The sequence below is a fragment of the Bacillus sp. FSL K6-0138 genome (genome assembly GCF_037982765.1).
Taxonomy (GTDB): Bacteria; Bacillota; Bacilli; order Bacillales; family Bacillaceae; genus Bacillus; species Bacillus glycinifermentans.
In genome coordinates this window covers 908,300-929,411 of sequence record NZ_CP150286.1, presented here as the reverse complement: position 1 = coordinate 929,411, position 21,112 = coordinate 908,300, and the positions used below count along the sequence as shown (strand labels likewise).

Sequence of the window (21,112 nt, the reverse complement as noted above, 5' to 3'; positions counted from 1 at the left end):
CTTAAAGAGATTACGGAAAGAAACTTTATGAATACAGATTCATCCAATAATGGGATCGTTTTAGAAAAGGAGAAATGCGGGGCGAAGTCTTTAAAGCCGCCCCCCTTGATGGGGGCGGTGCGTTCTCAATTGCACGGCTGATAATGGGAATGGTTTTCTCCTTCAATCTGCAGTGTCACATGTTCGAGTTTAAATTCTTTCTTTAGATAGTCTGATACTTGATGCAAGATTCTATCCCTGTCACCGTCCTCGCTGACGACCACATGGCAGCTTAAAGACGGAAAATCCGACGTAATCGACCAAATATGAAGGTCATGTACACCTTTTACGGACGGGATTGACAGAAGGCCGTTTTTAAGCCGTTCGATGTCGATATGCTCCGGCTTTCCTTCCATTAATACATGAACCGAATCTTTCGTAACACGCCAGCCGCTTCCAAGTACAAGGAGAGCCGCAATGACGCTTGCAATCGGATCGGCGATATTCCAATTGAAGAACAGCATCAACAGGCCGGCAATGATCGCGCCGACAGAGCCGAGCAGATCCCCGAGTACATGCAGGAAGGCGCTGCGCAAGTTTAAGTTTCCGCTCGTATCGCCTTTCATTAACATCCAGGCAGCCGCTATATTGATGAGCAAGCCAATGGCCGCAATCCCAAGCATGCCTGCGCTTGCAACTTCAGGCGGGCTGAAAAAGCGATGGTACGCTTCCCAAAAAATATAAAATGAGATCGCAAGCAATGCGATGCCGTTTATAAAGGCGGCCAATATCTCAAATCGCTTGTATCCGTACGTTTTGCTGGCGTTAGCCGCTTTTTTTCCAAACGTCAGGGCAAAGAGGCTCAATCCAAGCGCTGCTGCATCACTGAGCATATGTCCGGCATCGGACAAAAGGGCAAGGCTGTTTGTCAGCATTCCGCCGATGAATTCGACCACCATAAAGGTGAAAATCAGGCCGAAGCTGATAAGCAGCGCCTTTCTGTTTGCGTTGTGGGCATGGTGATGGCTGTGGCTTCCATGGTCGTGGGAATGACTCATCATAAATTCCTCCTTTATATATGATCATATGTTCATATATTAATTTTATCTTTGTCTCTTGTATTCGTCAACCAGGTTTTTTCATGAGCCGGGCATGCGAAAGGACGGAATGATATCCGTCCTCCCGTTACCCTGTCACATTTATTTGCAAGACGATTTGCTTGCTTTTTTCGTACTCTGCTTCACGCTTTTTCTCTACTTCCAAACGCACTGCCCGGCTTCTCGCATATTCCCCGTAGCCGAGGCCGTGCGACGTGTGCATCGCTTTTTCCATGTCCGCCGTAAATTCAAGATCAAGCTGCTCCCTGACTGAGCAAATAATGAATCATCCTTTCAGCTACTTTTCTACATGGTACCAGCTGATGCACGCAATAGACAAAGATGAATGCGCTGCGCATATGCCCGGAGGCTTTAGTCAGTGCTTCATTTGCTTGAATTCTTCTATCGCCTGCAAGACGAGGGTGACGGACTGACTCATCGCTGCTCCTCCGCCAAATGCGGCGGTAACGCCGACGGCTTCAAGAATTTCTTCCTCTGTCGCTCCGCTGTCGAGACACCCCTTTATATGGTAGATGATGCAATATTCGTCTTGAGAGCTGATGCTGATGCCCAGTGCAATCAGCTGTTTCTCCTTTTCGCCGAGCACGCCTTTTTTAAAGCATTCTTGTGTGAATTCATTGTACTTTGAAGCGATTCCGGGCATTTTCTCGGAAAAGATGCCGATTCCCGCCTTATATTCGTGCAGTGCTGTTTCGATGATATTGTCTGGTTGTTGCTGATTCACGCGTACTTCCTCCATTTGTGTTTAGATTTTTTCTTTATTATGGACAACTTTTCGGAAAATACGCGAAAAAACCCCGGTTTGGCTGTAACCGGGGCTCGCTTTTATTCAGATACAGGAAGCACTGAACCTTCATATTTTTTGTTGATGAAATCTTTGATTTTGTCTGAATGCAACACTTCCATCAGCGCTTTGATTTTCGCTGAGTCTTCGTCGCCTTTGCGCACTGCGATGATGTTTGCATAAGGGTTGTCTTTTGGTGATTCAAGCATGATGGAGTCTTTTTTCGGGTTCAGCTTGTTTTGGATCGCGTAGTTCACATTGATGAATACAGCGTCTGCTTCATTGGTTTCATAAGCTTTTGCCGTCATTTCAGGTGCGACATTGTTTTTGATTTTCAGGTTCTTCTTGTTTTCTGTAATGTCTTTAACCGTAGCATCGATTTTTTTGACACCGGATTTTAATTTGATAAAACCGGCTTTTTCAAGCATTGACAGCATACGGCCCTGCTCTGCGGCGTTATTGCTCATGATGATCGTCGCACCGTCAGGAAGATCTTTTAGAGATTTGTACTTTTTGGAATAGATGCCGAATGGCTCAAGGTGAACCGCGCCGACATTTACTAAGTCATAGTCTTTGTTTTCTTTCATTTCTTGTTCAAGATAAGGAACGTGCTGGAAGTAGTTTGCGTCAAGATCCTTTGATGCAAGCGCCTTGTTAATCAGTTTGTAGTCAGTGAACTTCTTGATTTGAAGATCATAGCCTTTTTCCTTCAAAAGCGGTTTAGCTTCTTCTAGAATTTCCGCATGCGGTGTCGGCGTCGCTCCGATGACGATGACTTTGCTGTCTTTATCGCCTTCGCTGCTGGAAGAACCGCATGCTGACAAAATACCGGCAAAAACGATGAGCAAAGCAGCAATCAATAAACTCTTTTTCATTTGAATAGCCTCCCTAACGTTTGTCTAGTTTATTTGTTATAAAATCCCCAATTAACTGGATGATAAATACGATAGCCAAAATAAAAATCGTTGCAATGACAATAATATCGTTGCAATTCATCTGAAAACCGTCGACATATGCGAGGTTTCCGAGCCCTCCGGAGCCGATCGCACCGGCCATGGCCGTTGAGCCGATGAGCGCGATCGCCGTAACCGTAATACCTGAAATGAGTGCAGGCATTGATTCCGGCAGGAGAACCTTGAAAATGATCGTCGACGTTTTTGCACCCATCGATTTCGCAGCTTCGATCACGCCTTTATCGACTTCGCGCAGCGCGATTTCAACAAGGCGGGCATAAAACGGTGCGGATGCGACAATCAACGCCGGCAAAGCCGCATTCGGCCCCAAAATCGTTCCCATGATAAATTTTGTGAAACTTAGCAAAATAATAATTAATATAATAAACGGAATCGACCGGAAAACGTTGACAATAGCTGAGATCACAGCATTAATCACCTTGTTTTCCCAAATGTTGCCTTTCGATGTCAAATACAGCAGCAATCCGAGAATGATTCCGATGATAAACGCAAACAAAAGCGATATGCCCGTCATATAAACCGTTTCGTATGTCGCATTCCACAGGTTATCTAGATTCACATTAGGAAACAGTTTCTCAAACATTTGTAATCACCTCTGCTTCTACCTGGCGGCTCTTAATGAAATCGACCACCCGGCTGACTTCGCTGTCATCCCCGTCCACATGAATGAATAAAGATCCGTAAGCGCCGTCTTGTGTTTGCGAAATTTTCCCTTGAAGGATGTTGACTTCAACGTCAAATTTCCGGATGATCTGCGTGATGAGCGGCGTTTCGGCCGCTTCGCCGACAAATGTAAGCTGGATCGTCTGACCGGTTTTCGTTTCCTCAAGGAAATGCTGCAACGTTTCCTTTGTTTCTTCCGGTTCTGTCACCTGCTGGACAAAGCGCTTTGTCATGTCTTCCTTCGGCTTTCTGAAGACGTTCAGCACGTCGCCTTCTTCCACAACCCTGCCGTTTTCCATAACGGCTACTCTGTGACAGATTTTCCTGATGACGTGCATCTCATGGGTGATCAGGACAATGGTCAGCCCCAGCCTTTCGTTGATATCAGACAGAAGGCCCAGGATCGAGTCAGTCGTCTGCGGATCAAGCGCTGATGTCGCTTCATCGCAAAGGAGAACTTTCGGATTGTTGGCGAGCGCCCTTGCGATGCCCACCCGCTGCTTCTGTCCTCCGCTCAGCTGGGAAGGATAGGCGTTCTCCTTTCCTTCAAGACCGACGAGCTTGATTAGTTCAGCGACTCTTTTTAAGCGCTGCTCTTTGCCAACGCCGGCGATTTCGAGCGGAAACGCGATATTGTCGCGGACCGTCCTCGACCATAAAAGGTTGAAATGCTGGAAGATCATGCTGATTTCCTGCCGCGCTTCCCTCAAGCTTTTCCCTTTGATTTGGCTGATTACCCTGCCCGCTACTTCAACAGTGCCTGAAGTCGGCTTTTCAAGCCCGTTCAACAGACGGATCAAGGAGCTTTTTCCGGCTCCGCTATATCCAATAATTCCGAAGATTTCACCTTTTCCTATTCTGAGGGTGACATCTTGGACAGCGTTGACATCTCCATGTTTTGACCGATAAACCTTTGAAACGTTTTGAAGATTTATCAAAGCCATCACCTGCTTTCTTGCTCTATTCTTCGAGGTCCAATCATGTTTATGAAAAAAGCCTTTCTGCACACATGAGCAGAAAGGCTATTAAAAGTCGCGGCCTTTCTCTCATCTTTCAAAGCATGACGCTTCGCGTGAATTGGCACCATTTCAACGGTTGTTGATGGTTGCCGGGTTTCATAGGGCACTTCCCTCCACCTCTCTTGATAAGAGAATCATATATTTATTTTTGATAATTATGATCGGAATTCTTCAAGTAGAATATCATGCAGAAAAATAGTTGTCAACTATTTTTCGTAAGACGAATGTCCTATCCGATTGCCCGGCAAAAAGCAAAAAGACGGGCATACCGACAGCCCGCCGTCCCGGTCATATGTTGTATCATGTGTCAATTTTTCAACAAATGTCTATGGATAAAGGTCGCTGTTTTTGAAGAATCCGTCAGTCAGCCACAATATCGCTTCAAGCTTCAATAAAGCCCTGAAAGATCCCTTTACTTTGATCTTGCCGCGCTGAACGAGATTCTGCAGTGAGATGTCTCCATGAAGAAGGTCAATAATTTCGCTTTGCTCTCCAAAAAAAGTCAAATGAGCTTTTTCAACAGGAGTAGATTTTTCCATTTCTCCCCGTTCATTGATCATTAACGTAAAAGCTTCTTTTTCTCCCTTAAAGGTGATCAGCAAAGCTGTTGTTGATAATAGAGGTTTTAAAAAAGGAGCCCGTTCCTCTCTTTCTACCAATCCTATTTTCTCCAACTGTATAACCTCCTGTCAATTGGTCATACTTACAGATTCTCTGTATACAGCGGGAGTCCTTTATGATTTGCTCGACAAGTTTTTGAGGAATATTTCCCGAGAAATATGTCAAAAAGCGCCTTAATCAACAGCATTTTGTTTAATCGTATCATATAAATAGGAAACGGAGTGAAAAGCGTATTCTTTTTTGACGATTTGGCCGTTTTTATAAAGAATGAAGCATGGCACACTTTCGATTTCATTTTCTTTGGCAAACGTCGGGGAATAGTTGAGATTATTTTTGTAGAATGGAACATCTGCTAGCATTTCATCAACGACTTCCAGCATTCTGCCGGCAAGCTGACATGTTCCGCAGAACGGGGTATATAAATACAAAAGACAGGTTTCTTTGCCAAGCTGTTTTAAATCTCTTTCCTGGAGTTCCTGCATAAGTTGAACCGCACCTCAATACTTTTTTAATCATAAATATTTCGTATCACCTGGATATTCGCCCTGAAAAGAACCTCTGCGACGTGGTGATTCGGAGCTGCAGCAACTTCCTTGTAGACCTTGTCAATGTAAAGATGGGAAGCTTCGGGCAATTCCCTTTTCAGCTGCCGGCGCAGCTTTTCTCCGGATTCGTCGGCATCGACCAGTATATATACATCTTTGTCATACAGCGTTTCGGCAAACTCATCGAGTCTGGAGAGACTGATCGTACCGTTTGTACAGATGATGTCAAGCGGCTCTCCGCTGACATGCTTCACTTTAAGCTTATCGGTTTTGCCCTCTACGATTACGACTTTTTCAATTTCCGGCATTTGGATCACCTTTTAATAGAAAAATAGATTCATTCCAAAAAAAGGCAGTGAATACTCACCGCCTAGGCCGGTCAGCACCAGCCTTGATGATCATCACAATCCACATATTTTGCGTCCGGTTTCTTTACAGTATCAGCCACTTTGTAAAATTTCTGATCCTGGAAAGAGTATCCGGATTTTAAATCGTATTGATCCATGCCGGTCATGCGGCCGATCGGTTCATTGTCATAATACAGCTGCATGCCGCCCTCTTTAAAACGGCCTTGAACATGCTCTGTAATATCGATTTTCTCTTTTCCCAGCGTCAATTTGGATACCCCCTCCTGCTTTAGAGTATCCAAATGACAGGGTATTATCCTTTATCAGTCTTCTTTTGTCATCTCTTCGTATTGTTCTGCTGTCATCAGGCTGTCGATTTCTGAAGCGTCAGCCGGTTCAACGACAATCATCCATGCTTTCTCATACGGAGACTCATTGACGAATTCCGGGCTGTCTTCCAGCTCCCCGTTCACTTCGACAACTTTCCCGTTGATCGGCGCATACAATTCAGAAACGGTTTTAACAGACTCGACGCTGCCGAAAGGCTCGTCCGCTTTAATTTCGGCTCCTACTTCAGGCAGCTCGACGAAGACGATGTCTCCAAGCTCGGATTGCGCGAAATCGGTGATACCGATTCTTACTTTGTCTCCCTCTGTTTTGACCCATTCATGCTCTTCTGAATAGCGCAGTTCTTTCGGTGTGCTCATGCTAATCCCTCCAAGAATTGTTTTAATCGTCTTACATTGAAGATATCATATTTTCACGTACTATAACCAGTATCTCTTAAACTGATCTTCGTTAAAACCGACCGTTACCTTTTTTCCGTCAGCCGTGATCGGGCGTTTGATCAGCATTCCGTCGGAAGCCAGAAGCTCAAGCTGCTCGTCTTCTGACATGCCTTGAAGCTTGTCCTTTAAGCCAAGTTCCCGGTATTTCTGCCCGCTTGTGTTGAAGAATTTTTTTAATTCGAGGCCGCTCTTTTCATAAAGCTCTTTCAGCTTCTCCTTACTCGGCGGCTGTTCTGCGATATGTATCCCATTTACCTCTTTGCCGTGGTCCTCGAGCCACTTTTTCGCTTTTCGGCACGTTCCGCATTTCGGGTACCAATAAAAGTCTAAAGCCATCTTATACACCCCTCTTCATTTATCCGAGGCTATTTTAACACAGATTGTTTTAAAAGCCTAAAACAATTGTTTCGCCAAGGCAAAAGCCCCGCTGTATGAACGGGGCGTTTTTGATTTACACGATGAATTTCTCCGCTTCAAAGACTGCCTTGGCTGCCAGGCGTTTTTTCTCAATGACATTGACAGGTGTAAAGCGGGTCAGCTTGCGGAGAGCGGCAAGCATCATCCGCAGCGAATCTCCGGATTCCATCGCGATTAACGATTCTTTAGCATGGCTTTCGATTTCCTGGAACGCTTCCTGCGTGAATATTTGCGTGTAAAGAATTTTCTGCGAATGTTTTTCCTCACCGTCTTTAAGAACCGCTTTTTCTGTTCTTAAGACAGCCGATTCCATGGCGTACACCTGGCTGGCAATATCGGCGATGTTCACGAGAATTTCCTGCTCATTATCGATGGTTTTCCCGTATTTCTGCGCGGCAAGCCCTGCGATGAGAAGCGCAATTTTTTTGGCGTTTTTCAGAATGTATTTTTCCTGTTCCAAAACACCGCCGCCCGGTTCTTCAGGCATGAGCATCATCAGTTCCTCTTGAAGCGCTTTAGCTTTTTCGAAAAGCGGGAGCTCGCCTTTCAGCGCTTTTTTCATATATGTGCCAGGAACGATAAGGCGGTTGATTTCATTCGTTCCTTCAAAAATTCGGTTAATCCGGGAATCGCGGTATGCCCGCTCGACTTCGTATTCCTGCATAAATCCATATCCGCCGTGGATTTGTACGCCTTCGTCGACAATATAGTCAAGGGTTTCAGAGCCGAACACTTTATTTAACGAGCACTCGATCGCATATTCGGCAATCGATTTTGCAACCTGGCGGCCGTCTTTTTGATCCTCTTCGCTCAAGGTACCCATTTTGTCTTCAAAAAGTCCGACTGTCCGGTATACGGAGCTTTCCATTGCATACAGCCTTGTTGACATGTTCGCGATTTTTTCGCCGATGAGACTGAAGCTTGAGATCGGCTTCTGAAACTGGCGGCGCTGATTTGCATAAGCGGCCGACAGCTCGATCACCCGTTTGGAGGCGCCGATTGTTCCGACGGCAAGCTTGTAGCGGCCGATATTTAAGATGTTGAACGCGATGACGTGCCCTTTTCCCGGCTCGCCTAATAGGTTCTCTTTCGGAACGTGCACCTGGTCTAAAATCAGCGTGCGAGTCGAAGATCCCTTAATGCCCATTTTTTTCTCTTCCGGGCCAGTTGAAACGCCTTCGTAGTCTTTTTCGACGATGAATGCCGAAAAATGCTCCCCGTCTATTTTTGCATACACGATAAACACATCGGCGAAGGCGGAGTTGGTGATCCACTGCTTTTCGCCGTTTAATATATAATGAGTCCCCGCTTCATTCAGCACAGCCGTCGTTTTCGCCCCGAGCGCATCAGAGCCCGAACCCGGCTCTGTTAATGCATAAGCGGCAACCTTTTCCCCTGATGCAAGCGACGGAAGGTACTTTTCTTTTTGCTCCTGCGTCCCGAAGAACACAATCGGCAGCGTCCCGATTCCGACATGGGCGCCGTAGGACAGCGAAAAGCTTCCGGCCCGCGAAAATTTTTCAGTGATCAAAGCTGAGCTGATTTTATCAAGGCCGAGCCCGCCGAACTCTTCAGGGACATCGGCGCCGAGCAGTCCGAGCCCGCCGGCTTTTTTCAGGAGCCTGACAGAGTGCTCGAAATGGTGGTTTTCAATGTCGTCGATATATGGAAGTACATCGCCGAGAATATAATCCTCAGTCGTTTTGGCGATCATTTTATGTTCGTCTGTGAAATCTTCCGGTGTGAACATCTGATCAGCGGTTACGTCTTCCACCAGAAAAGCGCCGCCTTTTTTCATAAGATCCTTTGTTTGTTCCATGTTCCCATCCCCTTTTTTAGACTAATTCGAATACGCCCGCAGCTCCCATGCCGCCGCCGATGCACATCGTCACAACGCCGAATTGGACGTTTCTTCTGCGCATTTCGTGAATGAGCGTAAGCGTCAGCTTTGTACCGGTACAGCCGAGCGGATGTCCGAGTGCGATCGCTCCGCCGTTTACGTTGACTTTCTCTTCATCAATTCCAAGCGCTCTGATGACTTGAATGGCCTGTGAGGCAAAGGCTTCATTCAATTCAAATAAGCCGATGTCTTTCAGTTCAAGCCCCGCCATCTTCAGCGCCCGCGGTACAGCTTCAATAGGGCCGATCCCCATCACTTCAGGCGGAACGCCGCCGACGGCAAAGGAACGGAATTTGGCAAACGGCTGAAGGCCGAGTGCATCCGCTTTCTCTTTGTCCATCAGCATGACGGCGGCTGCTCCGTCGCTCGTTTGCGAAGAATTGCCCGCGGTGACGGTGCCTTTTGCGGAAAATGCCGGCTTTAATGCAGAAAGGACTTCAGCCGTCGTCTGCGGACGTACGCCCTCATCGACGGAAAATGTAAACGTTCTTTCCTGTAATTGATGATTTTCGTCCACTTCTCTGACGGTGATCTCCATCGGGGCGATTTCTTCCGCGAATTTTCCTTCCGCTATCGCTTTTGCCGCTTTTTGGTGGCTGCTGACGGCAAAGGCGTCCTGATCCTCCCTGGATACGCCGTATTTCGCGGCAACCTGCTCTGCTGTATGCCCCATCCCCATATAGTACTCGGGAGCCGCTTCGGCCAGAGCCGCGTTCGGTCTGACGATATGGCCCATCATCGGCACGATGCTCATCGATTCCGCTCCGCCGGCAATGACCGTGTCCGCTCCGCCGAGCATGATCTTTTCGGCTCCGTATGCGATCGATTGAAGACCTGAAGAACAATACCTGTTGATCGTTACGGCCGGGACGGTATGGGGAAGGCCGGCAAGCGCGCCGATGTTGCGGGCCATGTTCAACCCTTGCTCGGCTTCCGGAGTGGCGCAGCCGATAATTAAATCGTCAATATTCCCATCATACCCGCCGGCTCTTTTCAATGTTTCTTTGACGGCGTGCGCTCCTAAATCATCCGGGCGGACCGTTCTTAATGAACCTTTTTTTGCTTTTCCGACCGGGGTTCTCGCTCCTGACACAATGACTGCCTCTTTCATAATTTCTCCCTCCTAATTACGCAAAGGTTTGCCTTTTACAAGCATATGCTGCATTCTCGCCTGGGACTTCGGTTCACCCACAAGACTCAGAAAAGCTTCTCTTTCCAGATCGAGCAAATATTCTTCGGAAACTTCCGCGCCAAACGGGACCCTTCCGCCGGCAATGACGAACGCCAGCTTTTTCGCGATTTTCATATCATGATCCGATATCGCCCCGGACAGCTTCAATGCTTCCGCACCGAGCAGGAGCGCGGCGTAGCCTGTTTCTCCGACGACCCGGACGTTTTCCTTGACCGGAGGAAGATAGCCGTTTTCATAGAGCGTCAGGACAAGCGATTTTGCATCATACAAAAGATGATCCTGGTTCATGCTGATTTGATCCTGCCCCGTCAATATATTTAATTCCTTCGCTTCTTGCGCAGATGTCGACGTTTTCGCCAGCGCAATCGTTTCGAACGTGTGATTTGCCGCTTGCTGTATGTCAGCCCCGGCTCCTTTAGGAACCCCTTTGAAATGGTTCAAGTAAAGCTCTTTGTTGCCGCCTCCCCCGGGGATCAGGCCGACTCCTGTTTCTACAAGGCCCATATACGTTTCGCTCGATGCCTGTACGCGTGCAGCCGGAAGGCACAGCTCCGTTCCTCCGCCGAGCGTCATGCCGAACGGAGCGGCGACAACCGGCTTGGAACTGTATTTTACTTTCATCATCGTCTCCTGAAACTTACGGATGATCATATCAATTTCAACATAATTTTCGTCCTGGGCTTCCATAAGCATCATCGCCAGATTGGCGCCGACGCAGAAATTTTTGCCCTGATTGCCGATGACAAGCCCTTTATAATTGGCATCCACTTCATCGAGCGCAGCATTCAGCATTTGGATAATATCAAAGCCGATCGCATTGCTTTTTGAATGGAATTCCAGCAGTGCGACATCATCGCCCAAATCTATTAAACTGGCGCCGCTGTTTTTCTTGATGACGCCCTTTGTCTCCTTGATGGCAGACAGATGGATGTTTTTCTTATTTTCGTGAAGCGCCCGATATTCGCCGCTCTTCATATCATAGAAAAACGTTTTTCCATTTTCCCGAAGGTAAAATGACTCATGCCCTTTATCGAGCATCTCTTTGACCCAATCCGCAATCTGCCAGCCGCCGGCCTCAAGCTTCTCAACCGAAGCTTTCACACCGATGCTGTCCCACATTTCGAAAGGTCCTTCAGACCAGCCGAACCCCCATTTCATTGCCTGGTCGACAGCCGTTATGCTGTCGGCGATTTCGCCTGTCAGGGCCGCCGAATACACAAGGGTGGGCGCCGTTATATTCCACAGCAGGGCCCCGGCCCGGTCATCAGAGTAAACAAGCGCTTTCATTCTTGCCCCGTATCCTTTGACCTGCTTTGCCGCTTCAAGTCCAGGCGTTTTTAATTTTTTGCGTTTTCCGTATGTCATCGTCATCGGATCGAGCTCAAAAATGTCTTTTCCTTCTTTTTTATAAAAGCCTTGTTTTGCTTTGCTGCCGATCCAGCCGTTTTCAAGCATTTTTTCAATGAACTCCGGCAGCCGGAAAACCTGTTGTTCTTCTCCTTCAACCTGGTCGTACACGTTTTTGGCTACGTGTGAAAACGTATCAAGACCGACGACATCCAGCGTTCTGAATGTCGCGCTTTTCGGCCGTCCGATGAGAGGGCCTGTTATGGAGTCCACTTCGCCTACAGAATAGCCGCCTTTCAGCATCTCCTGGACCGTCACGAGAAGTCCGTACGTTCCGATGCGGTTAGCGATAAAATTCGGCGTGTCTTTCGCTTCAACGACCCCTTTGCCAAGCACATTTTCCCCGAACGTTTTCATAAACGAAAGAACGTCAGGATCGGTTTCTTCTATCGGAATGATCTCAAGCAGCTTTAAATAACGGGCCGGATTGAAAAAGTGGGTGCCCAGAAAGTGCCTTTTGAAATCGTCTGACCTTCCTTCGGCCATTTGCTTGACGGAAATTCCCGATGTGTTGCTGCTGACGATGCTTCCTTGTTTTCTGTACTGATCGACTTTGGCAAACACCTGCTTTTTGATGTCCAGGTTTTCAACAACGACTTCGATAATCCAGTCAGCCTCTTTTATCATTTCAAAATCGTCTTCCATGTTTCCCGTACGAATATAGCCGATGTTTTTTTTGGAAGTCAGCGGAGCCGGCTTTTGCTTCAGCAGCCTTTCGGCGGCCGTTCTCGCCAGCCGGTTGCGAACGTCCGGGTCTTGAAGGGTGCGGCCTTTTTTCGCTTCTTCTTCGGTTAATTTACGCGGAACCATATCGAGCATTAACACAGGAATGCCGATGTTGGCTAAATGAGCCGCGATTCCCGATCCCATGACCCCTGATCCTAAAACTGCGGCTTTTCGAATATGCTTGACCATGAATGATCCTCCCTCACCTTTTTGAATGAACACTCATTCATTTTTACTCCAAAAAAATAAACTCCCCTGTCTTCTTCCATCTTAAAAGATTTTGGAAATGAGTTCAATAGTCTTGATGGAAAATGTCAGAAATTTTTTCATGGTGCGGGCAACTCCCATCTTACATGTTTCACCGCTTTTAGGACACGCTTATACAGAGGAGGTGAAGGCATGGTACGCGAAAGAAAGAACCCTTCTTCTGCTGCAGTCAGCGCCGCAAGCATGAAAGGAAGCGCAGGGCCTGATTACAAAAAAGAAGATGCGGGCGGCAAACGGACAAGCCAGAATCAGCAGTATAAAAAACATAATATGGATGGTCCGGAAGAACATTGAAACCGATATTTAAAAAGGAGGCATCACTATGCAGAATCAGCAGGGAATGGCAGCACCGCCGCCCGTGATTTCGACGAAGGATCATTTGTATTTGCAGGATATGCTGAACTGGAACTTGCTTGCCATGAAAAAAGCTCATTTTATGGCGGAGCAGTGTCAGGATCAGTCGCTCAAAGCAGAGCTTGATCGTGTTGGTCAAATGCACCACAGCCACTACAACGCGATCCTCAACCATCTTCGTCAAGGGCAGAACGATAATAATCCGTCAGGGTATATGCAATAGGAGGGACAAAACATGAACCAGCAAAACCAGCAGAAAATCGGCAACCAGGAAACACCGGTTCCAAAAACGAGTGCAATGAATGACAGGGATTTTGTCAATGAGTTGTTGACAACCGAAAAATATATCACTTCCGCATACTCCACAGCGTTGAATGAACTTAGCCATGAATCGCTTTATAAGGGAATCCAGACCCTTTTCAATGAAGCGCAAAACGCGCAGCGGAGATTATACGAGGTGATGTTTCAAAACGGCTGGTACAAAGTGGAGGCGGAAGACGGGCAAAAGATCCAGCAGACATACCAGCAGTTTCAGGCAGATCTTCAAAGCCAGTCGCCTTATCAGCAAAACCAATAAGCAAAGATCCTCGGGGAGATTTCTCTGCTTATTTTTCCCGATTGCCGCGATGCGCTTCATTCATGTTTTTGATGCTTTGGATTACTTCTTTTATCCCCTGCTTTGCATCCGGATATGCTTGATTCCAATGCTTTGCAAGCGGGGGCATGCTTTTTGCGATATGCGTATAAATGATCCACATCTTCACCTGCTCCTGAAGCTCTTCATCCGTCTCTCCTAAAAGCAGCTCCGTATATTTTTCAACTAATCCGTCAAGCTGCTCCCGAAGCTTCTGCTCCATCATGACACCCTTTCTTTTTGCTTTTTTCTCGGGCATGTACTGCAGGTTGCGCCGCTTTTGTCCGTTGCATAATACAAGCAGCAGGTTGAGCGGGTCTGTTCCGCGTCTTGCCCTTGATAAAACTTTGCAAGCGGATTTTCACATACGTCTGTTCCAAAAAGGTCCGGCTCTGCTTCATACAATATGTAGTAAAAATCCTGTTCCGCCCGTTTTTTCAGTTCCTGATCGGAAATTTCCGTCTGCAGTGTTTCATACATCCAAAACAGATAAACCGCAATATTTTCCCAGAGAATCTTTTTTGAAATCGAGCATGCCTGAAAACAGGCGGTTATCAGCTTATCCACATGATGTTTGAAAACGCCTTTCGTCAGTTTTTCAAGCTCCTGCCTGCGGTTTTCTTGAACGATTTCCGCTTCATGTTCAAAGTAAAACGACGGCGCCCACCCTTGGCCTCCGTCGTCAATTTCCCATGACATCAAGGAAGGATCAGCCGGCAAACGTTTTCCGAAAACGGTAAAAAGGTAAAAATGAAGCGCCGTCATCATCCCGCAGCGTTTCATCATTAAAGAAGCGGCGACTTTCTCATTCGGGGCGTTGAGCCCGCCTTTCATCTTCCCCAGATACCGCTTTAAAAAACCGGCATGTAAAAGCCGGTCACCTTTTACAGACAATAAGGAGCCGGTCCGCTTCGTTCCGAGGCCGAAACGAAGCAAAGACTCAAGCTCCTTTTCTGTTAAATTAAGCATGGGACTCAACCACCTGCTGAACGATGCATCTTCCCCTGCCGTACGGAATACAGTGCGGCGTGCCGAAAAGCGGGTCTCTCGTCACTTCGCAGTCCATTTCAAATACATCCTGCACAAGCTGGCAGTTGATGATCGATTCAGGCCTGCCTTCCGCGTAGATCTGCTTATTCTTGATGGCCACCAAATGATGAGCATAACGGCAGGCGAGGTTCAAATCGTGGAGCACCATCACAATTGTACGCTTTTCGGTTTCATTTAATTCAAAAAGCAGGTCAAGAATTTCGATTTGATGGGTCATATCCAAATATGTCGTCGGTTCGTCCAGCAAAATGATGTCCGTTTCCTGGGCGAGCGTCATCGCGATCCAGGCGCGCTGGCGCTGGCCGCCTGACAACGAATCGACCGTGCGCTCTGCGAGCTCTTCCATTCTTGTCGCTTTTAACGCTTTATTAACGGCTTCTTCATCTTCTGCCGACCATTGCTTCAGCCAGTTTTGGTAAGGATATCTTCCCTGTTTGACGAGCTGGAGAACCGTCAAGCCTTCCGGGGCTGCGGGTCCTTGAGGAAGAATGGCCAGCTCTTTCGCAACCTCTTTTGTCGGAAGCTTGGCGATCGATTTTCCCTCCAGCAGCACGGAACCGCCCTTTGGCTTCATCAAACGTGCGAGAGACCGAAGGAGAGTTGATTTACCGCAGCCGTTGCTGCCGATAAATACAGTGATTTCACCTTTTGGTATCGTTAAGTTTAACTCATCAATAATGATCGTTTCTCCATAACCTAAGCTTAACGTTTCTGTTGAAATGGCACTCATGAATGAAATCTCTCCTTTTATTGGTTTCTGCTTTTATACAGCAAGTAGATAAAGTAAGGGGCGCCGATCGCGGCTGTGAATACGCCGGCTGGGACTTCAACGGGAGAAAACAGCGTTCTGCCGATGAGATCAGCCGTCAGCACAAGCAATCCGCCGATCAGCGATGCGACCGGCAAGAGGGCGCCAAATGAAGAGCCGACAAGCCGTCTTGCGATATGAGGCGCCATCAGGCCGACAAATCCGACGGTTCCGGCAAAAGCGACAGCAATTCCGGCAAGAGCAGTGCTGAGCAGAAGGAGCAGGAAGCGGTTCCGCTGAACGGAGCTCCCCGCACCCGTCGCCAATTCTTCCCCGAGCGTCTGAATGTTGACGCTTCTGGCAGCTGCAGCGCATACCAGCAAAAGAATGAACGCCGCCGGGATTAAAAAGTGCACATCCTGCCAGTTCGATCCATATACTGATCCGGTAATCCAAACATTTGCCTGCGACATTCTGTATATTGGACCTTTCATCATAAACAGCGTCGTCAAAGACTGGGCCAGCATCGAAAAACCGATGCCGATCAATATAAGCCGAAAAGTCGAGGCGCCGTTTTTATAAGACAGAGAATAAACGAGCATTCCCGCCAAAGCCGCACCGATAAACGCGGCGACAGGGAGCCAGCCGATGCTGACGGTCAGCGCGCCAGTGCCGTCGGAAAACAGCATGAGAAACAAGACAACGGCTACAGCTGCTCCGCCCGTAACGCCGATGACGTCGGGCGATGCAAGCGGGTTGCGGATCAGTCCTTGAAGAACGGCACCGGACGCAGCCAGACAGATTCCCGCAAACAAGGCGACCAAAATCCTCGGCATCCTGAATGACATGATGATCAACTCATCCGCAGGATCACCGACGCCAAAAAACGTCCGCATGACGGTGCCCGGTGATATAAACCGTTCGCCGACACCTGCGCTGACTACGACGGCAAACACGGTAACCAGCAATAAAACGATAAGTGAAAACAGCGCTTTTTTGCCGATCAAAAAGGAAACGCCGCCTTTTCCGATCCGAAGTGTACGGTAATTTTTCAATTTTGGAACCCCCTTCTTGCTATGTACACAAAAATGGGGATTCCAATGATTGAAGTCATGACACCGACCGGCACCTCTTCAGGCATGATCAGATACCTCGCGCCGATATCGGCGGTGACGAGCAAAATCGCACCCAGCACGGCGCAATAAGGAAGCACCCAGCGATGGTCATGGCCGACGATGTATTTCGCAAAATGCGGAATCACAATGCCGATAAAACCGATCGGTCCGGCAACCGCCACCGATCCGCCGGCAAGCAGAATGATCGACAGCGCCATCAGCGCTTTGATCAGCCACGTCTTTTGCCCGAGGCTTTTGGCCACGTCCTCTCCCATTGTCAAAATATTAATCTTGGAACCCAGCAAAAAGCTGATCATGAACGCCGGCACGATGTACGGCAGGACAGAGGTCAGCAGACTGAGGTCGCGTCCTTGCACAGACCCCGCGAGCCAAAAGATCGCCTGCTCTAAAGCCGCTTCATTGACTGACAGCATTCCCTGCGTCAATGAAGAAAACAATGCCGTCATTGCCGCTCCGGCAAGAGTCAGCTTCACAGGAGTCAAGCCTTCCCTTCCGAGTGAGCCGATAAAATAGACGGCTGAAGCAGCAAATGCTGCGCCCAAAAACGAAATCCACGCTATCGCCTGAAGCGAACCGACATGAAAGAAAAACAGAGCGCCGACCACGAAAAAGCCGGCTCCGCCGTTTATGCCGAATATCCCGGGTGATGCGAGGGGATTTTTCGTCATCGCCTGCATCAAAGCCCCGGCAACGCCGAGTGAAGCGCCTACAACTGCGGCGATCAGGGCGCGCGGCAAACGCACGTTTTGTATGACGAGGTGCTCGTTTGAACCGTTAAAATCGGTAAACGCTTTATAGGCCGTCGTCCAGGACGTATTGGTATAGCCATAGACGATGCTTGAGCAAACAGCGGCGATTAAAATCAAAATGAAAGCCAGTAGTGCGATCGTTCTATATCTATTTGTCGTAAAGAGCATATTTCAATTCTCCTACTTTAACTCCACAATCTACTCATTATTGTATCAGATTACACTGATCTTGAAAATCATTTTCAATTAACAATTGACAAAATTCTTCGTCAAAATTAAGATCAGAATGAAAATGATTTTCACTCTAAGGAGGACGCGCATGAAAAAGTGGTTAATGATTGGATTCACTTCTCTGTTAACGCTTTCAATCCTTGCTGCATGCAGCGGCGGCAACCAAAAGGACTCGTCAGGCGGTAAAAGCAAGGATACGATAACCGTAAAACACGCGATGGGCACTGAGACTAAAGTTCCGGCCAATCCCAAAAGGGTCGTCGTACTGACAAATGAAGGAACGGAAGCGCTGCTTGAACTCGGGATTAAGCCGGTCGGCGCGGTCAAATCGTGGACGGGCGATCCATGGTACAGCCACATCAAAGATGAGATGAAAGGCGTTAAAGAAGTCGGGCTCGAAGGCGAGCCGAATATCGAAGCGATCGCCGAACTGAAGCCTGATTTAATCATCGGGAATAAAATGAGGCAGGAAAAAATTTATGACAAGCTGAGCCAAATCGCGCCTACGGTTTTCTCCGAAACGCTCCGCGGCGAATGGAAAGACAACTTCTCGCTCTATGCGAAAGCGGTCAACAAAGAGGCTAAAGGAAAAGAAGTGTTAAAGGACTTTGATAAACGCGTCAGCGACTTAAGCGAAAAGCTCGGCGACAAGAAAAAGAAACGGGTTTCCGTCATCAGATTTATGGCCGGCCAATCGAGGATTTATTATGAAGACTCATTCCCGGGAATCATTTTGAAACAGCTTGGCTTCGATTTCCCGGACAAGCAGAAAAAGCTGTTTGAAAAGCAAAAAGACAAATTTGCTTTTATGACCGAAAGCAAGGAATCGATTCCGGAAATGGACGGGGATGTCCTGTTTTATTTCACATATCAGCCGGCTGAAAGCAAAAAAGACGCGCTCACATGGCAACACGATTGGACGAGCGATCCGCTTTGGAAAAAGCTGAATGCCGTTAAATCAGGAAATGCGCACGAAGTCGATGATGCCATCTGGACGACGGCCGGCGGCGTAAAAGCGGCAAACCTGTTTCTCGATGACATCGAAACATATTTTCTCAAATCGTAAAGACATTCACAGCCGAACGGCGAATGCAAACCGAAAGGAGCATCCCTCATAAGAGAGGATGCTCCTTTACGATTTGCCGATATATACTTTTGACGTTCCGTCGGGCCATGTCACCTTCAGCTGAAACCGGTCATATCCTTCATCAAGGTTAAATGCCTCCAGCACATTGCGAATGACTGCCGATTCTTTTTCAGATTTGGACACCGGGAGTTCGCTTAACACCATTTTCATTTCATTTAAGGCTTCCTCCCCTTCACGGTCCGCATCATTCAATTTGTCTTTGATTTCAGCTTCTTCGTGCTCCTTTTTCTGGTATCTTGCTTCAAATGTATTGTGTTTTCCGTCCCCGTAGTTTACCTTCAGCGCAAACAAATCGAACGGTACGCTTTTTACATCTGAAACGGGCGCATCTTCTATAGCCGCCTTCCGGCCCTCCGGATATGCCCCGGGCGCCGCCTGGCAGCCGGTTAGCAAAACGATGAGCACAGCAATCGTGGCCATCCGAAATACGTTCATACAGTTTCATCTCCTATATGCACATTATTCTTAGCTATATCCACGTTTGCTGTAACTCATTCAATAAGAGGACGGCTCTTTTTACGTCAGGGCCAAAAATTGTTCTGCATCACGGACGGCAAGGGCGATGGCTTCTTCCCAGAAATTGCGCTTTGTCAAATCGGCGCCGAGATGTTTCATTGCCAGATCTTCTACCGTCATGGAAGCCGTATCCTTTAAAAGCACGATATATTTTTCTTCAAACGCCTGCCCTTCTTTCAGCGCCCTTGAATAGATGCCGAGCGAGAACAGATAGCCGAACGTATACGGAAAATTATAAAACGGGATGGACGTAATATAAAAATGCAGCTTTGAAGCCCAAAAATACGGATGGTACTCGCCAAGCGCCCCGCAGAATGCTTCCCTTTGAGCCTCTTCCATGAGCTCGTTCAATCTGCCGGCGGAAACGACGCCGTTTTTGCGCTCTTCATAAAATCGGGTTTCAAATAAAAACCTTGCGTGTATATTCATGAAAAAGGCGACGCTGCGCTGAATTTTATCCTCAAGGAGGACGAGTTTTTCTTCCTCTGAATCAGCCTGTTGCAAAGCGGCATCGGCTGTGATCATCTCCGCAAAGGTTGAAGCGGTTTCCGCCACATTCATCGCATACGCCCTGTTCATCGGCCTTACGTCCATTATGACTTCCTGATGAAAAGCATGGCCTAGCTCATGGGCGAGGGTTGACACGTTAGAGGCGCTTCCGGAATAGGTCATAAAAATTCTCGATTGGCGGCTGTCCGGAAAGTTGGCGCAAAAGCCGCCAGGCCGTTTGCCTCCTCTGTTTTCCGCCTCAATCCATCTGTCTTTGAACGCTTTTTCTGCAAATGAAGAAAGCGTTTTGCCAAACGTTTCAAACTGCTCGGTAATAAAATTGGCCGCCTCGTCATATGAATATTCCTTTGCAGCCGAACCGAGCGGTGCATCGACATCAAACCAGTCCAGCTTCTCCAAACCGAGAAGGGAAGCCTTCCGCTTGAGATAATCGACAAACGGCTGCTTATGGTCGATAATGACCTGCCACATCGCATCAAGGGTTTCCCGTTTCATCCGGTTGATTTCAAGCGGCTCCTTCAGCACATCTGACCAGCCTCTCGCCTCGTACACATTCAGCCTGAAACCCGCCAGATGATTGAGCGTGCTGCTGAAAAGGTCTGCGTGCTGCTCCCATGCATGGTCAAGATTTTTGGATACGGATTTGCGGATCTTCCTGTCCGGCTTGGATGTCAGGTTGTTCGCCTGCCCGACCGAGAGGATTTTCGTTTCTCCGTCCTCTTCATAAGGAATCTGGATTTGGCCGATGATGCTGTTGTATAAATCTCCCCACGCATGATATCCGTCGACGGCAAGGCCTTCGACCAGCGATTCCTGATTTGCGCCGAGCTTTTCTTTCACCCTCGATCTTCTCTCATTTAAAACAAAAGCGATGTCTGAACAATCATTGAGAACCTTTTCCCAAAGGGCTTCATTTATAGCGGCAAGCTTGTTGTCGAAAATGACCAGAACCTTTTGGAAATCCGCATTCAGCCGGGTTACTTCAAAATTGAGGGCGTTCGCTTTTAAATCTGTCATGTTCTGTGCTTGCAGACAGCCGACATATGCGTTTGACTGCCTGATTTTCACATCGATCGTCTCAAAAAGTTCGATCGCGTCTTTTATTCTGCCGGACTCCGCTTTCGCTCCGTCCAAAGCAATGGCTTTCTCCTTAAAAGAAGAAATCAAGGTTTTAATCTCCTTTAAATATGCTTGAAAAGCCGGGGAATCGCTTCCCCCTTTAAAAAAGACGTCGAGATCCCACGTATCCTTAAGATGCTGTAAAGCCATGACCAGTCCCCCTTTTTTCGT

26 protein-coding genes and 1 riboswitch are annotated in these 21,112 nt (G+C 47.8%); of the genes, 4 read left to right on the top strand and 22 right to left on the bottom strand.

Features of this window, described 5'->3' with window-relative positions:
* Positions 1-125: 125 nt before the first annotated feature.
* The 15 genes from MHB78_RS05075 to MHB78_RS05005 all read right to left on the bottom strand — a co-directional run bounded on the left by MHB78_RS05075 (position 126) and on the right by MHB78_RS05005 (position 12,669).
* Positions 126-1,037 (bottom strand): cation diffusion facilitator family transporter, encoded by a 912-nt coding sequence (locus MHB78_RS05075; RefSeq protein WP_046130196.1) that lies wholly within the window; start codon positions 1,035-1,037, stop codon positions 126-128.
* Positions 1,038-1,164: 127 nt separating this feature from the next.
* Positions 1,165-1,311: a hypothetical protein gene (locus tag MHB78_RS05070; protein ID WP_164918177.1), complete on the bottom strand. Its 147-nt coding sequence runs from the start codon at positions 1,309-1,311 to the stop codon at positions 1,165-1,167.
* A 141-nt stretch (positions 1,312-1,452) separates the two neighbouring features.
* Positions 1,453-1,821: a carboxymuconolactone decarboxylase family protein gene (locus MHB78_RS05065; protein ID WP_082094070.1), complete on the bottom strand. Its 369-nt coding sequence runs from the start codon at positions 1,819-1,821 to the stop codon at positions 1,453-1,455.
* A 101-nt stretch (positions 1,822-1,922) separates the two neighbouring features.
* Complete coding sequence (gene metQ / locus MHB78_RS05060) at positions 1,923-2,756, bottom strand: methionine ABC transporter substrate-binding lipoprotein MetQ (protein WP_046130198.1); 834 nt, start codon at positions 2,754-2,756, stop codon at positions 1,923-1,925.
* Between the two features lie 13 nt (positions 2,757-2,769).
* On the bottom strand, positions 2,770-3,438 hold the full coding sequence (locus MHB78_RS05055; protein WP_046130199.1) for a methionine ABC transporter permease: 669 nt from the start codon (positions 3,436-3,438) through the stop codon (positions 2,770-2,772).
* Complete coding sequence (metN, locus tag MHB78_RS05050) at positions 3,431-4,456, bottom strand: methionine ABC transporter ATP-binding protein MetN (RefSeq protein ID WP_046130225.1); 1,026 nt, start codon at positions 4,454-4,456, stop codon at positions 3,431-3,433. Before metN ends, MHB78_RS05055 begins: the two co-directional genes overlap by 8 nt.
* A gap of 105 nt (positions 4,457-4,561) precedes the next feature.
* Positions 4,562-4,669, bottom strand: a riboswitch (SAM riboswitch).
* Positions 4,670-4,863: 194 nt separating this feature from the next.
* Positions 4,864-5,211, bottom strand: coding sequence for an SCP2 sterol-binding domain-containing protein (locus MHB78_RS05045; protein WP_046130201.1), 348 nt, complete (start codon positions 5,209-5,211; stop codon positions 4,864-4,866).
* A gap of 120 nt (positions 5,212-5,331) precedes the next feature.
* The gene (locus tag MHB78_RS05040) at positions 5,332-5,640 is read right to left on the bottom strand and encodes a thioredoxin family protein (protein WP_046130202.1); all 309 of its coding nucleotides are present in this window, start codon (positions 5,638-5,640) and stop codon (positions 5,332-5,334) included.
* A gap of 26 nt (positions 5,641-5,666) precedes the next feature.
* Complete coding sequence (locus MHB78_RS05035; RefSeq protein WP_046130203.1) at positions 5,667-6,011, bottom strand: toprim domain-containing protein; 345 nt, start codon at positions 6,009-6,011, stop codon at positions 5,667-5,669.
* A 71-nt stretch (positions 6,012-6,082) separates the two neighbouring features.
* Positions 6,083-6,319, bottom strand: coding sequence for a YusG family protein (locus MHB78_RS05030; protein ID WP_046130204.1), 237 nt, complete (start codon positions 6,317-6,319; stop codon positions 6,083-6,085).
* A 54-nt stretch (positions 6,320-6,373) separates the two neighbouring features.
* A complete protein-coding gene (gene gcvH, locus MHB78_RS05025) occupies positions 6,374-6,757 on the bottom strand; it encodes a glycine cleavage system protein GcvH (protein WP_046130205.1) in 384 nt (127 codons plus the stop codon).
* A 60-nt stretch (positions 6,758-6,817) separates the two neighbouring features.
* Entirely contained in the window at positions 6,818-7,174 is a 357-nt protein-coding gene (locus MHB78_RS05020) for an arsenate reductase family protein (protein ID WP_046130206.1), read from the bottom strand.
* Positions 7,175-7,289: 115 nt separating this feature from the next.
* Positions 7,290-9,074: an acyl-CoA dehydrogenase family protein gene (locus MHB78_RS05015; protein ID WP_046130207.1), complete on the bottom strand. Its 1,785-nt coding sequence runs from the start codon at positions 9,072-9,074 to the stop codon at positions 7,290-7,292.
* A 16-nt stretch (positions 9,075-9,090) separates the two neighbouring features.
* Positions 9,091-10,266, bottom strand: coding sequence for an acetyl-CoA C-acetyltransferase (locus MHB78_RS05010; RefSeq protein ID WP_046130208.1), 1,176 nt, complete (start codon positions 10,264-10,266; stop codon positions 9,091-9,093).
* A gap of 12 nt (positions 10,267-10,278) precedes the next feature.
* Positions 10,279-12,669, bottom strand: coding sequence for a 3-hydroxyacyl-CoA dehydrogenase/enoyl-CoA hydratase family protein (locus MHB78_RS05005; RefSeq protein ID WP_046130209.1), 2,391 nt, complete (start codon positions 12,667-12,669; stop codon positions 10,279-10,281).
* 210 nt (positions 12,670-12,879) lie between these two features.
* On the opposite strand from MHB78_RS05005, the gene MHB78_RS05000 reads away from it, so the two are divergent.
* The 3 genes from MHB78_RS05000 to MHB78_RS04990 are packed head-to-tail and all read left to right on the top strand — an operon-like array spanning position 12,880 to position 13,678.
* Positions 12,880-13,041, top strand: coding sequence for a YuzL family protein (locus MHB78_RS05000; RefSeq protein ID WP_082094071.1), 162 nt, complete (start codon positions 12,880-12,882; stop codon positions 13,039-13,041).
* 28 nt (positions 13,042-13,069) lie between these two features.
* Positions 13,070-13,324, top strand: a complete 255-nt coding sequence (locus tag MHB78_RS04995) for a hypothetical protein (RefSeq protein WP_046130210.1) — start codon at positions 13,070-13,072, stop codon at positions 13,322-13,324.
* A 12-nt stretch (positions 13,325-13,336) separates the two neighbouring features.
* Positions 13,337-13,678, top strand: coding sequence for a spore coat protein (locus MHB78_RS04990; protein ID WP_046130211.1), 342 nt, complete (start codon positions 13,337-13,339; stop codon positions 13,676-13,678).
* 28 nt (positions 13,679-13,706) lie between these two features.
* Here MHB78_RS04990 and MHB78_RS04985 read toward each other — a convergent pair whose 3' ends face one another.
* The 5 genes from MHB78_RS04985 to MHB78_RS04965 are packed head-to-tail and all read right to left on the bottom strand — an operon-like array spanning position 13,707 to position 17,586.
* On the bottom strand, positions 13,707-13,958 hold the full coding sequence (locus tag MHB78_RS04985) for a YusU family protein (protein WP_046130212.1): 252 nt from the start codon (positions 13,956-13,958) through the stop codon (positions 13,707-13,709).
* Positions 13,958-14,704: an IucA/IucC family C-terminal-domain containing protein gene (locus MHB78_RS04980; protein WP_046130213.1), complete on the bottom strand. Its 747-nt coding sequence runs from the start codon at positions 14,702-14,704 to the stop codon at positions 13,958-13,960. The genes MHB78_RS04985 and MHB78_RS04980 overlap by 1 nt, the downstream gene beginning before the upstream one ends.
* Positions 14,697-15,515, bottom strand: a complete 819-nt coding sequence (locus MHB78_RS04975; protein ID WP_046130214.1) for an ABC transporter ATP-binding protein — start codon at positions 15,513-15,515, stop codon at positions 14,697-14,699. Before MHB78_RS04975 ends, MHB78_RS04980 begins: the two co-directional genes overlap by 8 nt.
* A 17-nt stretch (positions 15,516-15,532) precedes the next feature.
* A complete protein-coding gene (locus tag MHB78_RS04970) occupies positions 15,533-16,564 on the bottom strand; it encodes an iron ABC transporter permease (protein WP_231947511.1) in 1,032 nt (343 codons plus the stop codon).
* 20 nt (positions 16,565-16,584) lie between these two features.
* A complete protein-coding gene (locus MHB78_RS04965; RefSeq protein WP_046130216.1) occupies positions 16,585-17,586 on the bottom strand; it encodes an iron ABC transporter permease in 1,002 nt (333 codons plus the stop codon).
* A 151-nt stretch (positions 17,587-17,737) separates the two neighbouring features.
* Between MHB78_RS04965 and MHB78_RS04960 the strand changes: the two genes are divergently transcribed.
* Entirely contained in the window at positions 17,738-18,715 is a 978-nt protein-coding gene (locus MHB78_RS04960) for an iron-siderophore ABC transporter substrate-binding protein (RefSeq protein ID WP_046130217.1), read from the top strand.
* 66 nt (positions 18,716-18,781) lie between these two features.
* Here MHB78_RS04960 and MHB78_RS04955 read toward each other — a convergent pair whose 3' ends face one another.
* Together MHB78_RS04955 and MHB78_RS04950 are read right to left on the bottom strand one after the other, a co-directional pair.
* Positions 18,782-19,231 carry a YusW family protein gene (locus MHB78_RS04955; RefSeq protein WP_046130218.1) on the bottom strand — a complete coding sequence of 150 codons (450 nt, stop codon included), beginning with the start codon at positions 19,229-19,231 and terminating at the stop codon, positions 18,782-18,784.
* A gap of 81 nt (positions 19,232-19,312) precedes the next feature.
* Positions 19,313-21,091, bottom strand: a complete 1,779-nt coding sequence (locus tag MHB78_RS04950) for a M3 family oligoendopeptidase (RefSeq protein ID WP_046130219.1) — start codon at positions 21,089-21,091, stop codon at positions 19,313-19,315.
* Between the last annotated feature and the right edge of the window lie 21 nt (positions 21,092-21,112).

Excerpts from the sequence above, each read along its gene's own strand:
- MHB78_RS05075 (WP_046130196.1), bottom strand. The coding sequence starts at position 1,037 with ATGAGTCATTCCCACGACCATGGAAGCCACAGCCATCACCATGCCCAC.
- MHB78_RS05070 (WP_164918177.1), bottom strand. The coding sequence starts at position 1,311 with ATGGAAAAAGCGATGCACACGTCGCACGGCCTCGGCTACGGGGAATAT.
- metQ (WP_046130198.1), bottom strand. The coding sequence starts at position 2,756 with ATGAAAAAGAGTTTATTGATTGCTGCTTTGCTCATCGTTTTTGCCGGT.
- MHB78_RS05055 (WP_046130199.1), bottom strand. The coding sequence starts at position 3,438 with ATGTTTGAGAAACTGTTTCCTAATGTGAATCTAGATAACCTGTGGAAT.
- MHB78_RS05040 (WP_046130202.1), bottom strand. The coding sequence starts at position 5,640 with ATGCAGGAACTCCAGGAAAGAGATTTAAAACAGCTTGGCAAAGAAACC.
- MHB78_RS05035 (WP_046130203.1), bottom strand. The coding sequence starts at position 6,011 with ATGCCGGAAATTGAAAAAGTCGTAATCGTAGAGGGCAAAACCGATAAG.
- gcvH (WP_046130205.1), bottom strand. The coding sequence starts at position 6,757 with ATGAGCACACCGAAAGAACTGCGCTATTCAGAAGAGCATGAATGGGTC.
- MHB78_RS05020 (WP_046130206.1), bottom strand. The coding sequence starts at position 7,174 with ATGGCTTTAGACTTTTATTGGTACCCGAAATGCGGAACGTGCCGAAAA.
- MHB78_RS05015 (WP_046130207.1), bottom strand. The coding sequence starts at position 9,074 with ATGGAACAAACAAAGGATCTTATGAAAAAAGGCGGCGCTTTTCTGGTG.
- MHB78_RS05010 (WP_046130208.1), bottom strand. The coding sequence starts at position 10,266 with ATGAAAGAGGCAGTCATTGTGTCAGGAGCGAGAACCCCGGTCGGAAAA.
- MHB78_RS05005 (WP_046130209.1), bottom strand. The coding sequence starts at position 12,669 with ATGGTCAAGCATATTCGAAAAGCCGCAGTTTTAGGATCAGGGGTCATG.
- MHB78_RS05000 (WP_082094071.1), top strand. The coding sequence starts at position 12,880 with ATGGTACGCGAAAGAAAGAACCCTTCTTCTGCTGCAGTCAGCGCCGCA.
- MHB78_RS04995 (WP_046130210.1), top strand. The coding sequence starts at position 13,070 with ATGCAGAATCAGCAGGGAATGGCAGCACCGCCGCCCGTGATTTCGACG.
- MHB78_RS04990 (WP_046130211.1), top strand. The coding sequence starts at position 13,337 with ATGAACCAGCAAAACCAGCAGAAAATCGGCAACCAGGAAACACCGGTT.
- MHB78_RS04985 (WP_046130212.1), bottom strand. The coding sequence starts at position 13,958 with ATGGAGCAGAAGCTTCGGGAGCAGCTTGACGGATTAGTTGAAAAATAT.
- MHB78_RS04980 (WP_046130213.1), bottom strand. The coding sequence starts at position 14,704 with ATGCTTAATTTAACAGAAAAGGAGCTTGAGTCTTTGCTTCGTTTCGGC.
- MHB78_RS04975 (WP_046130214.1), bottom strand. The coding sequence starts at position 15,515 with ATGAGTGCCATTTCAACAGAAACGTTAAGCTTAGGTTATGGAGAAACG.
- MHB78_RS04965 (WP_046130216.1), bottom strand. The coding sequence starts at position 17,586 with ATGCTCTTTACGACAAATAGATATAGAACGATCGCACTACTGGCTTTC.
- MHB78_RS04960 (WP_046130217.1), top strand. The coding sequence starts at position 17,738 with ATGAAAAAGTGGTTAATGATTGGATTCACTTCTCTGTTAACGCTTTCA.
- MHB78_RS04955 (WP_046130218.1), bottom strand. The coding sequence starts at position 19,231 with ATGAACGTATTTCGGATGGCCACGATTGCTGTGCTCATCGTTTTGCTA.
- MHB78_RS04950 (WP_046130219.1), bottom strand. The coding sequence starts at position 21,091 with ATGGCTTTACAGCATCTTAAGGATACGTGGGATCTCGACGTCTTTTTT.